Consider the following 12,628-nt stretch of genomic DNA (forward strand, 5'->3'; position numbering starts at 1 on the left):
GATGGGAAAATTAAAAGTAACAAGAACAAAATTAGCAGATGTCTTGATCATTGAACCGGCTGTCTTTGGTGATCATCGTGGTTTCTTTACCGAAAGCTATTCGCAAGCTGATTTCAAAGAAGCGGGCATTGGCCATGACTTTGTCCAAGACAATCATTCTTTATCAGCAGAAGCTGGTGTTTTGCGGGGACTGCATTTTCAAAAAGGCGAAGCGGCCCAAACCAAATTGATTCGGGTGGTAAGCGGTGCGGTGTTGGATGTGATCGTAGACATTCGTAAAGGATCTCCTTCCTATGGACAATGGGAAGGCTACATTTTATCCGAAAGTAATCACCGACAATTGTTGGTGCCAAAAGGTTTTGCCCATGGTTTTGTAACCTTGACGCCTAATGTCAATTTCTTGTACAAATGTGATAATTATTACAATGCACAAGCAGATGCCGGTATTGCCTTTGACGATCCAGATTTGGCAATTGATTGGCCAATCGCCAAAGAACAAGCAATCCTGTCAGAAAAAGATCAGCATCATCCGACCTTGAAAGCCTTTGAGGCAGAAAATACCTTCGTCTACGGAGAAATATAAGGAGCGTATTTAATTATGAAACGAATCATTGTAACCGGTGGTGCTGGATTTATCGGCTCCAACTTTGTTCATTACGTCGTGGCGCATCATCCAGATGTCCACATCACGGTTTTGGACAAATTAACGTATGCAGGGAATAAGGCCAATTTAGCTGGCTTGCCAGAAGACCGTGTTTCATTAGTGGTGGGGGATATCGCCGATGCAGCATTAGTTGATGAACTGGTCCAACAAACAGATGCGGTCGTCCATTATGCGGCAGAATCCCATAATGATAATTCATTGAAAGATCCATTTCCTTTTGTGCAAACCAACCTGATCGGCACATATACATTGATTGAAGCTTGTCGCAAGCATCAAGTCCGCTATCATCATGTATCGACAGATGAAGTCTATGGGGATCTGCCCCTGAGAGAAGACCTGCCAGGCCATGGTGAGGGACCGGGGGAGAAGTTTACCGATCAAACACCATACAATCCATCAAGTCCATATTCATCCACCAAAGCAGGCTCCGATCTCTTGGTCAAAGCTTGGGTACGTTCTTTTGGATTACAGGCAACGCTCTCTAATTGTTCCAACAATTATGGACCGTATCAACACATCGAGAAATTCATCCCTCGTCAAATCACGAATGTATTAAGCGGCATTCGACCTAAATTATATGGCGAAGGCAAAAACGTTCGGGACTGGATCCATACCAATGATCATTCTTCTGCTGTCTGGGCCATCTTGACCAAAGGACGCATCGGAGAAACGTATCTGATCGGTGCCGATGGCGAGGAAGATAACAAAGCAGTGATCGAGTTGATCTTAACATTGATGGGACAATCCAAAGATGCCTATGATCATGTCAATGATCGACCAGGCCATGACTTGCGCTATGCCATCGATGCAACAAAACTAAAAGAAGAGCTGGGCTGGAGACCGCAATTCACCAACTTTAAAGATGGGTTGGCGGATACCATCGAATGGTACCGCAATAATCCCGAATGGTGGCAGGCAGAAAAAGCCCGCGTTGAAGCAAGTTACGCCAAGCAAGGTCAATAATTCAACAAAAAAGCAGGAAGCGAGAATTCCTGCTTTTTTCGAAAGGAAGAGATACATGTATTTAATTACAGGAGGAAACGGCCAATTAGGCACAGAATTACGTCATCTATTGGATGAACAAGGTGCTGCTTATCTATCGACAGATGCCGCTGAGATGGATATCACAGATGCACAAGCTACAATGAATAAAATCAAAGCAATACAACCAACGGTGATCTTTCATTGTGCCGCCTATACTGCGGTGGATAAAGCCGAAGATGAAGGCAAGGAATTAGACGAAAAAATCAACGTCGATGGCACCAAAAACGTTGCATTGGCAGCCGAAGCAGTCGGGGCAACCTTGATTTATATCAGTACCGACTATGTCTTTGATGGTACCAAAAAAGACGGGGAATATGCGACGGACGACCAAGTCAATCCGCAAAATGAATATGGCCGGACCAAATTACTAGGTGAGAAAGCCGTGCAATCGATCATGAGCAAGTACTATATTATCCGTACCTCATGGGTCTTTGGTCAATACGGACACAATTTCGTCTTTACCATGCAGCGTTTAGCCAAAGAACACGATACATTGACCGTGGTCAATGATCAGTTCGGCCGTCCTACTTGGACCCGCACCTTGGCGGAGTTTATGACCTATGCCATCAATCAGAATGTACCTAAAGGAATCTATCATCTGTCAAATGACAATAGCTGTTCATGGTACGAATTTGCAAAAGAGATTTTGAAAGATACGGATGTGACCGTGAAACCGGTAACTTCAGAAGAATTTCCACAAAAGGCGACCCGTCCGCAGTATTCGGTGATGGATCTGTCAAAAGCCCAAGAAACCGGCTTTGAGATTCCGACATGGCAGGAAGCATTACAACAAATGTTGAATTAAGTTATTCTTACTGTCATAATTTAGTATGATAGAACATTGATATATTGGAGGCAAATCATGAAAGTATCTGTATTCGGATTAGGCTATGTTGGCCTAGCAAACGCATTATTATTATCACAAGAAGAAGAAGTTATTGCATATGATATCGTTGATTCAAAAATAGATATGTTAAAAAATAAAAAATCACCATTAGAAGATAAAGAGATTCATGAATTTATGAATCGCGATGATTTGAATCTTAAATTTACTTCTAATTTTGAACAAGCAGTTAATTTCGGTGATTACTTAATAATCGCCACCCCAACAGACTATGATGAAAAAAAGAATTATTTTAATACGTCAACAGTTGAAGACGTAATTGAAAAAGCTTTAGAAATCCGACCAGATGCAACATTCATCATCAAATCAACAGTTCCAGTTGGATATACATTAAACGTAAAAGCGAAATTTGATACAGAAAATATTATCTTTTCTCCAGAATTTCTGCGTGAAGGCAAAGCACTTTATGATAACTTACATCCTTCAAGAATTGTTGTTGGAGAAGTATCAGACCGTGGACAAGAAATTGCCAATATGTTCAAGGAAAATGCCGTAGATGAAGATGTAACAGTGTTATTGACCCATTCTACCGAAGCAGAAGCAATTAAATTATTTTCTAATACGTATCTAGCGTTACGTGTCGCTTACTTTAACGAGCTAGATACGTATGCTGAGTCACGTGGACTAAATAGTCGCCAAATCATAGAAGGTGTTGGCTTAGATCCTCGTATAGGTTCTCATTATAATAATCCATCATTCGGTTATGGTGGCTACTGTTTGCCTAAAGATACTAAGCAGCTAAGAGCCAACTATGAGGAAGTACCAAGCAATATTATTGGCGCAATCGTCGATGCTAATACAACTCGGAAAGATTTCATTGCTGAGCAAATATTAGCCAAAAAACCTAATATTGTTGGCATTTACCGACTTACAATGAAAGCAAATTCTGATAACTTTAGGTATTCTTCGATCCAAGGGATCATGAAGCGTATAAAAGCCAAAGGAATTGAAGTTGTAGTTTATGAACCAACTTTAGAAGCAGATGATTTTTACAACTCTAAAGTAATCAAAGACTTTGACGAGTTTAAAGAGATGTCAGATGTGATCGTCAGCAATCGTTTTGAAGATATTTTAAAAGATGTAGAAGAAAAAGTGTACACTAGGGATATTTTTAACGATAATTAATGTATTGAGTTTCGGAGGATGAAAAAATGAAAAAAGTTCGTAAAGCTGTTATTCCTGCAGCAGGGTTAGGGACCAGATTTTTACCAGCAACAAAAGCAATCGCAAAAGAAATGTTACCAATCGTTGATAAACCAACGATTCAATTCATTGTTGAAGAAGCAATTGCTTCAGGAATTGAAGATATTTTAGTTGTGACAGGAAAAGCGAAACGTCCAATTGAAGATCATTTCGATTCAAACTTTGAATTGGAATCAAACCTATCATCAAAAGGGAAAAAAGAGCTTTTGGCACTTGTTGAAGAGACGACAGGAATCAACTTGCATTTTATTCGTCAAAAACGTCCTTTAGGTTTAGGTCATGCCGTTCTTCAAGCAAAAGCTTTTGTAGGCGATGAGCCATTTATCGTCATGCTGGGAGATGATATTATGGAAGATGATGTTCCATTAACAAAGCAGCTGATCAACAATTATGAGAAAACAAACGCATCTACTCTTGCGGTCATGAAAGTTCCTCATGAAGACACGTCAAAATATGGCATCATTAATCCCAGTGAAGAAGCCGCAAAAGATTTATATAGCGTGAGCGAATTTATCGAAAAACCATCACCTGCAGATGCTCCGAGTGATTTAGCAATTATTGGTCGCTACCTTTTGCGGCCAGAAATCTTTGGAATACTAGAAGATCAAGAACCAGGAGCAGGAAATGAAATTCAACTTACTGATGCGATCGATTCACTAAACAAGATCCAACGGGTATTTGCTCATGAATTTAAAGGCAAACGCTATGATGTTGGTGACAAGCTAGGAATGGTTGAAGCAAACATTGAATACGGATTAAAACATCCTGAAATCAAAGATGAACTTCGGAGTTATATCAAAGAGTTGGCGGAAAGAATCTAATTGAAAAATGACTTCCCTTCATAGGGAATGAAGAATGGTATGGTAATATAGGATTGAAGGAACAAATCTGAATCATCAATCCAATAATTGGTAGAGTCTCAATTAATTCTTACATCTCAAACTTCCGCCAATCAAATAAATAAATCACCCCAATTGCTTTAAACGTCAAATAGATAAAATGACCATAATTATGGCCAATCAGATGTAACGCATCAGCGGAAGCTCCTTTATTCGACCAAAGAGTAAAACCTAATATAATGGCTAAGATCATCAGACCTTTTCCTAATGCAAAGACAATTGTTTTTGCAGGGAGGGGTCTTTTTTTTGTGAGGAAAAAGCCGAATAAAAGGACAAAGTTAACTAGTAACAAAAAATGTGCAGCAGCTGTCCATAGGGTCATTGTTCCTGTAGGTGTGAAGAAGTCGGTGAAAACGCAAGCGACGACTGCAGTTAAATTGAGCAAGTATAGAGGAAGGCGAAAGGTTGGTTTCTTTTCGTCACTCTTTATTTCTGGTTCTTCTGCTAATTGTTCTGGTTTTAGCAGTGACTCTAAATCGATTTGATAGAGATCACTTAATTTGATCAATGTGTCGATGTCTGGGGTACTTCGATTGTTTTCCCAATTTGAGATCGTTTGTCTAGTAACAAATAATTTTTCGGAAACTTCTTGTTGGGTGAGTCCTAATTTCAAGCGACTCTCTTTTATTTTTTCAGCTATAGTCATTTCAATGCTCCTTCTGACCTATCCTATCATAAAGCGGTTCAAAGAAACAATTGTAAAGCTCGATTTAACGAAAAAATGCACAAGTTCTTTTCTTTGTTTACATAAGATTAAATTTAAATGAGCTTATGTCAGATGTTCCTAAAAAATTTCCTGAAAGTGCTCGATTTTTTTCAGTGAATCCTTCATCTGTAATAAGTAACAATTGTCATATATGAAGTGATAAATGTTCAAAGATAGCACATATTGAGAGTAGAAGATAGACTTGCTCGAATCATTCAAAAAAAGAAAGCCACGATCAAGTAAAAAATAGTTTCCTTTTTTGAAAATGAAATCATTGATAAAACAAGGATGCAAAGAAGCTTTGCGCTGATTTGCACTGGATTTGCTTGAAGGCAAGGGTGCTTGAATTATAAAATTCTGAAGAGGTGATGCAATGCGATGACAAGTGAATTAAGTATACATACGCTCGATGGTATTTCATGTGTCCGCTTAAAAATTTTTGAGAGGAGTGGATGATACGCTAAAATAAAAAAATGTTTGTAAATTAAAAATCAATAAATTATAATGATTTTCTGGCGTAAAAATAGGTTGGATAAAAAGGTTTTAATTTTGAAAAAGAAGGTTAAGGTGAAAGTTTGTGAAAAAGAAGTTTAAATCTACTCTATCTTTAGTAATCTTATTAAGTGCTGTGGTGGTAACGCCAGCATTTCAGGTAATGGCGGAAAGCCAAGTGTTTTCAGAATCTCCGCAGGTGGATCAGGAAGAAGTGAATACTGTGCAATCTGATGATACGAATGCTTCTGTGGATGCTAGACAAGCTACCTCTCAAGTAGAAAATGCTACGCTGACATCAACGACCTCAGCGCGCGTGGATGCTGAGAACGAACAAACACAAGCAAGTAGTGACAGTAAAGAAGCCATCAGCGGATCAGAAAATAAAGAAGAACCTGCTGCAAGCCCTGTAAATAATGTCCCTTCTTCTGTTGATCCGTCTTCTGCAAGAGCTGCCAATGCACAACTGACGGTTCAAGTTTTAGATAGTAATTCAAACCAGCCAATCCAAGGCGCTTATTTCACATTGACCTCCTCGACATCTGGTGAAGTGACGTTGTTAGTCACGGACAGTTCAGGAAAGGTAACGATTCAGGTTCCTTCAGGGGGCTACTTTATTAAGCAAGTGGGTACAACGAATCAAAGATTGAACTACGCATTTACATCGATTGGAAATTCTATCAATTTGCAAGCAGGAGAAACCAAAACATTGGCACTTTATGAGCGTCAAATTGTAGGCGAGTATGCTTTTGGAGATAGCCCCGATACGATTCATATTCCTGTAAACAGTAACTTCGATTTCTCAACACAGGCATTAGGGATCGAGGCGTTTAAGTTAAATTTTAGCGGCAACATAGAAAAAAGTATTTCTGACTCACAGATCTTTCCGTACTACACAAATGTTGATCCGAGCAAACCGGGGACTTACGTAGCAATTTTTATGGCTAGACAAGCCTCATATAGTCTATATACAACCCATGTAGTCAATGTCATTGTTGACCCGGAGCAGGTGGGAGAGGTAACTGTCAGATATCTTGATACTCAAGGGCAAGAAATCCATGAAACGAAGACTTTATCTGGTACCATTGGCGCTTCATATGATGCTAGTACGGATGAGTATAAGCTATCAATTGACGGTTACACCCTAGACGAAAGCCAATTACCAGAAAACAGTAAAGGCGTATTTAGTGAAACAGCACAAACCATCACCTACATTTACACAAAAAATCCTGTCCCAGCAGCGGATGTCACGATTGAGTATGTAGATTTAGAAGGCAACGAAATCCACGCTAGTCAAACGATTAGCGGGAATGTAGGCGACTCTTACGATGCCAGTACAGAAAAATATCAACTAAAAATCGAAGGCTACACCTTAGATCAAAGCCAATTACCAGAAAATAGTAAAGGTATGTTTAGTGAAATCGCGCAAACCATCACCTACATCTACACAAAAAATCCCGTACCAGCAGCTGACGTCACGGTCGAGTACGTGGATACAGAAGGCAACGAAATCCACGCTAGCCAAACGATTAGCGGGAATGTGGGTGACTCTTTCGATGCAAGCGCAGATCAATATAAACTATCGATCGATGGCTACACTTTAGATAAAAGCCAATTACCAGAAAATAGTAAAGGCACATTTAACGAAAAAGCGCAAACCGTCACCTACATCTACACAAAAAATCCGATACCCGCAGCTGATATAACAGTAAAATACGTTGATACAGAAGGCGAAGAAATTCATTCTCCTCAAACGATCAGTGGAAACGTAGGCGACTCTTACGATGCTAGTACAGAAAAATATCAACTAGCAATCGAAGACTACACATTGGACGAAAGCCAATTACCAGAAAATAGTAAAGGCGTATTTAGCGAAACAGCACAAACCGTCACCTATATCTACACAAAAAATCCGATACCAGCAGCGGATGTCACGGTCGAGTACGTAGATACAGAAGGCAATGAAATTCACCCTTCACAAACGATCAGTGGAAACGTAGGTGAGTCTTACGATGCCAGCACGAAGAACTATCAATTAGTGATTGAAGGCTACACCTTAGACGAAAGCCAATTACCAGAAAATCTTAAAGGTGTGTTTAGCGAAACAACGCAAACAGTCACCTATGTGTATACAAAGAATCCGATACCAGCAGCGGATGTAACAGTGGAGTATGTGGATACAGAAGGCAAAGAAGTTCATCCTTCTCAAGTTATCAGTGGAAATGTGGGCGAGTCTTATGATGCTAGCACAGAAAAATATCAACTAACAATCGATGGCTACACCTTAGACGAAAGCCAATTACCAGAAAATCTTAAAGGTGTGTTTAGCGAAACAACGCAAACAGTCACCTATGTGTATACAAAGAATCCGATACCAGCAGCGGATGTAACAGTGGAGTATGTGGATACAGAAGGCAAAGAAGTTCATCCTTCTCAAGTTATCAGTGGAAATGTGGGCGAGTCTTATGATGCTAGCACAGAAAAATATCAACTAACAATCGATGGCTACACCTTAGACGAAAGCCCATTGCCAGAAAATCTTAAAGGTGTCTTTAGTGAAACAGCACAAACAGTCACCTATGTGTATACAAAGAATCCGATACCAGCAGCGGATGTAACGGTCGAGTATGTGGACACAGAAGGCAACGAAATTCACGCTTCACAAACGATCAGTGGAAACGTAGGCGAGTCTTATGATGCTAGCACAGAAAAATATCAACTAACAATCGATGGCTACACCTTAGACGAAAGCCCATTGCCAGAAAATCTTAAAGGTGTCTTTAGTGAAACAGCACAAACAGTCACCTATGTGTATACAAAGAATCCGATACCAGCAGCGGATGTCACGATTGAGTATGTAGATTTAGGAGGCAACGAAATCCACGCTAGTCAAACGATTAGCGGGAATGTAGGCGACTCTTTCGATGCAAGCACAGATCAATACCAACTAAAAATCCATGGCTATACACTAGACGAAAGCCAATTACCAGAAAATAGTAAAGGCGTATTTAGCGAATCAGCACAAACCGTCACCTATATCTACACAAAAAATCCGATACCAGCAGCGGATGTAACGGTCAAATACGTGGATACAGAAGGCAACGAAATTCACGCTTCACAAACAATTAGTGGAAACGTAGGCGACTCTTACGATGCTAGTACAGAAAAATACCAACTAACAATCGAAGGCTACACTTTAGACGAAAGCCAATTACCAGAAAATAGTAAAGGCGTATTTAGCGAAACGGCACAAACCGTCACCTATATCTACACAAAAAATCCTGTACCAGTAGCTGATATAACAGTAAAATACGTGGATACAGAAGGCAAAGAAATACACTCCTCTCAAACGATCAGTGGAAAAGTAGGCGAATCTTACGATGCTAGCACAGAACAATACCAACTAAAAATCGACGGTTACACCATAGATAAAAGCCAATTACCAGAAAATAGTAAAGGTGTATTTAGCGAAACAGCACAAACAGTCACCTACATCTACACGAAAAATCCGATACCAGCAGCGGATGTCACAGTGGAGTACGTAGATACAGAAGGTAACGAAATTCACGCTTCTCAAACGATTAGCGGGAATGTAGGCGAATCTTACGATGCTAGCACAGAACAATACCAACTAAAAATCGACGGTTACACCATAGATAAAAGCCAATTACCAGAAAATAGTAAAGGCGTATTTAGCGAAACAGCACAAACCGTCACCTATATCTACACAAAAAATCCGATACCAGCAGCGGATGTCACGGTCGAGTACGTAGATACAGAAGGTAACGAAATACACGCTTCTCAAACGATCAGTGGAAACGTGGGCGAGTCTTACGATGCCAGCACAAAAAAATATCAACTAACAATCGACGGCTACATAGTAGACGAAAGTCGGCTGCCGCAAAATGCCAAAGGCACATTTGGTAAGGAAGAGGCAACTGTGACGTATGTTTATACAAAAGAAAACGTAGCAACCGCCATTATTTCTAATAAAAAAGAACCAACGGCGACTGTTGTTTCGAAAAAAAGTGCTTCTGCACAAAGATTGCCGCAGACCGATGAGCAGGGGACGTTGTTCCCGTTTGTAGTTGGTTTGTTCTTTATCGCCACGGCAAGCTGGCTTTATTTCAAAAAGCGTAAATAGTGATTAAGTAAGCCATTGGGGAAAGGCGTTACTAACTATCAAAAAGGACAGCTAGGCTTCAGCTGTCCTTTTTGTTGCTTATTTACCTAAAAATGAAATGAATCCCAGGGAATCATAAAGAAAATGGCAGATCCAGCTGACCCATACGCTATTGGATTTTTTCCAAACGTAGTTGAGTGCCAATCTGGCAGGCATCAAGGTGATCAATAATTGGGCTGGATGAAAGCCGTACGCTGGGATGTGCCATAAAGCGAATAGCACACTGCAAATGATGGATGACCAGGCAAATGAAAGGCCTCTTTTCTGCAACGCCAACAAGAGGTTGGTGCTAAGCAATTCTTCTCCCATCAGCATAAAGGGGACTTGCAAAAAGACCATTTGGACAGTGATGGTTTCGCTGATCGAGTTGGTTGTTGGTTGTCCAAAAATAGCGGCATAAATAAAGGAAAAGAACACGCCAGTCAAAATGACGAAAGGGACACCCCACAATAAAACGGTAAACCGAAAATGTATGAACTGCTCCAAAAAGGTTGCTCGTAAGAGAAAATACCCTGCACTAAATGCGAAGACCAGATTCCAGATGGTACCGACGATCGATAACACGGAATCGTTTAGTGGGGTATAAGGAAGTAATTGATAGGTTAACCCAATGAGTAAGGTAAGAGCGAATAAATAAACTGCTGATTTGTGTTTCATTTTGAACACATCCTTCATAATAATTGGCACATGCTGAATTATAAACAGAAAAAACATCAAAGTACAAAAAGATATCTCTCATTATTTTTAAACAAAAAGAAAAAGCAGTGAACACGATATCATACTTGGCAGAAGTGGTTTTCTTAAAAGCAGAATAAAGGATTTCTAAGAACAATTCTCAAAATTTGTGAACAAAAAGAGAAGTTTATAAGAATCTCTGTAACACTGTTGAAATATTATTACGCTTATGTTACATTTTGTTTACGTTATTATGTTTGAGGGAGAATGTTTATGAAGAAATCAAGCAATGATTCAAATAATTCACAACATAGAGAAGCGACTTCTGAAAAACAAGCACCTACTTCAAGGGTCGAATCACATCAAAAGCAAACAACGGGAACGACAAGACGCACGCCAACCGCCAATCGTCAAGTTTCAAAAAAGAAGCCAACCCATCGCAAATATCTCTTTTCATTGATGACGCTGCTGACAATCGTCATTATCGCCACTGGGGGCTATATCGCATTTACTTTGAAGCAGCAAGAAGCATTGGCACGCGAAAAATATGAAGCTGCCGCGCAAAAGCTATTAGCATCGATCCAAGAAGAGCAGGCCAAAGAGGGAATTCCCGCAAAACTTGAAACATTGTCTGATGGGGACAAAAAAGAATTGATTTTCCGACCAAAAGAAGAAAGTGCCATCCCGGTAAAGGATGCAAGTAAGAAATTATCGACCATGGCGAACAAGCTATGCAAAAAGCACGCCGACAAAGAGACCGTTACGATCGCTCGGATTCAAGCACAAGCAGTTGCATCAAAAGTGTCAACCTATTCCTTAAAAGCGGACAGCTATGTTTGGAATCGGGAGACTGGGCGGTTTGAAGATGCGGATAGCGTGGTTGCCGATCCAATTTTTATTTCCGAGAAAACCGGCAATGAATTATCCTTGAAAGACTTGGTTCCAGATGAAGGCAGCTTGCTAGGAATCCAGCAAGTGATTCAACAAAAGCTTTTGGATCAAGCCAAAGAACCGACTAAAATCATTGATGCGGTCTTGGGGATGGACCGAATCACCTATGATTCAAAATTTACTTATGATCCTGAAAAAATAACGCTCCAGTTGCCGCAAAATCAAACAGGTGTATCCGAGATCACTTTGGCTTACAAAGAGATTGCACCGTTTATTGATCCAGAGCTGGTCAATGCGGATCAATTGAAAGAGCAACAAGCGATGTTAGACGAAAACAAAAAATATGTTGCGTTGACTTTTGATGATGGACCAAATGATACTTCGACATTGGATCTCTTAAAAATCTTGAAAGACAATGATGTGAAGGCAACGTTCTTTGAATTGGGTCAGATGGTGGATCGATATCCTGAAGTCGCGAAAAAAGTCCATGAGGAAGGACATGAAATTGCCAGTCACTCCTATTCTCATCCCCAATTAAATACGTTGTCGCCAGAGGAGGTCAAAGCGGAAATAACCAAAACGGACAAAGCCATCTATCAGGCGACAGGGGTCTTGCCTAAGAATTTGCGCCCGCCATATGGAGCGATCGATCAACAAAGCGCCCAAGCGGCAGGAAAATCAATCATTCAATGGAGTGTTGATACCGAGGATTGGAAGCTAAAAGATCCAAACAAGATTTTGAAGGTCGTCCAAAACAATGTTTACGATGGATCGATTATTTTGCTTCATGATATTCATCCGAAATCTGTTCAAGCCGTGCCGGGCATTATCAAAGCACTCAAAGCGCAAGGCTATGAATTTGTGACGGTCGATCAATTGCTCAATGGTAGCCAAAAACCAATGTATCAATACTTTGGTGCAACAGATGAACGCAGTGTTAGCTAATAGCTGAAAAAGGAAGTGATGG

Annotated in this window: 9 protein-coding genes; 7 read left to right on the top strand and 2 right to left on the bottom strand. The window is 40.2% G+C overall.

The window, feature by feature from the left end; translation table 11 throughout:
- Nucleotide 1: 1 nt before the first annotated feature.
- The 5 genes from rfbC to galU are packed head-to-tail and all read left to right on the top strand — an operon-like array spanning nucleotide 2 to nucleotide 4,636.
- A complete protein-coding gene (rfbC, locus tag IGI72_RS06405; protein WP_087627727.1) occupies nucleotides 2-583 on the top strand; it encodes a dTDP-4-dehydrorhamnose 3,5-epimerase in 582 nt (193 codons plus the stop codon).
- Between the two features lie 15 nt (nucleotides 584-598).
- Nucleotides 599-1,627: a dTDP-glucose 4,6-dehydratase gene (rfbB, locus tag IGI72_RS06410; RefSeq protein ID WP_087627726.1), complete on the top strand. Its 1,029-nt coding sequence runs from the start codon at nucleotides 599-601 to the stop codon at nucleotides 1,625-1,627.
- 55 nt (nucleotides 1,628-1,682) lie between these two features.
- Entirely contained in the window at nucleotides 1,683-2,513 is an 831-nt protein-coding gene (gene rfbD / locus IGI72_RS06415; RefSeq protein ID WP_438753501.1) for a dTDP-4-dehydrorhamnose reductase, read from the top strand.
- A gap of 57 nt (nucleotides 2,514-2,570) precedes the next feature.
- Entirely contained in the window at nucleotides 2,571-3,737 is a 1,167-nt protein-coding gene (locus tag IGI72_RS06420) for a nucleotide sugar dehydrogenase (RefSeq protein WP_412045753.1), read from the top strand.
- A gap of 26 nt (nucleotides 3,738-3,763) precedes the next feature.
- Complete coding sequence (galU, locus tag IGI72_RS06425) at nucleotides 3,764-4,636, top strand: UTP--glucose-1-phosphate uridylyltransferase GalU (RefSeq protein WP_086338432.1); 873 nt, start codon at nucleotides 3,764-3,766, stop codon at nucleotides 4,634-4,636.
- 109 nt (nucleotides 4,637-4,745) lie between these two features.
- On the opposite strand, the gene IGI72_RS06430 is transcribed toward galU, so the two are convergent.
- Nucleotides 4,746-5,360 (bottom strand): helix-turn-helix domain-containing protein, encoded by a 615-nt coding sequence (locus tag IGI72_RS06430; protein WP_438753504.1) that lies wholly within the window; start codon nucleotides 5,358-5,360, stop codon nucleotides 4,746-4,748.
- A gap of 637 nt (nucleotides 5,361-5,997) precedes the next feature.
- On the opposite strand from IGI72_RS06430, the gene IGI72_RS06435 reads away from it, so the two are divergent.
- Entirely contained in the window at nucleotides 5,998-10,056 is a 4,059-nt protein-coding gene (locus IGI72_RS06435) for a MucBP domain-containing protein (protein ID WP_438753506.1), read from the top strand.
- Nucleotides 10,057-10,134: 78 nt separating this feature from the next.
- On the opposite strand, the gene IGI72_RS06440 is transcribed toward IGI72_RS06435, so the two are convergent.
- Nucleotides 10,135-10,809: a CPBP family intramembrane glutamic endopeptidase gene (locus IGI72_RS06440; RefSeq protein ID WP_438753509.1), complete on the bottom strand. Its 675-nt coding sequence runs from the start codon at nucleotides 10,807-10,809 to the stop codon at nucleotides 10,135-10,137.
- Between the two features lie 234 nt (nucleotides 10,810-11,043).
- On the opposite strand from IGI72_RS06440, the gene IGI72_RS06445 reads away from it, so the two are divergent.
- Nucleotides 11,044-12,606, top strand: a complete 1,563-nt coding sequence (locus IGI72_RS06445) for a polysaccharide deacetylase family protein (protein ID WP_438753512.1) — start codon at nucleotides 11,044-11,046, stop codon at nucleotides 12,604-12,606.
- The last annotated feature ends 22 nt before the right edge of the window (nucleotides 12,607-12,628 follow it).

Origin of the sequence: Enterococcus sp. DIV1059_2 (assembly GCF_051713685.1) — a bacterium.
In the GTDB taxonomy this organism is placed as follows: Bacteria; Bacillota; Bacilli; order Lactobacillales; family Enterococcaceae; genus Enterococcus_D; species Enterococcus_D casseliflavus.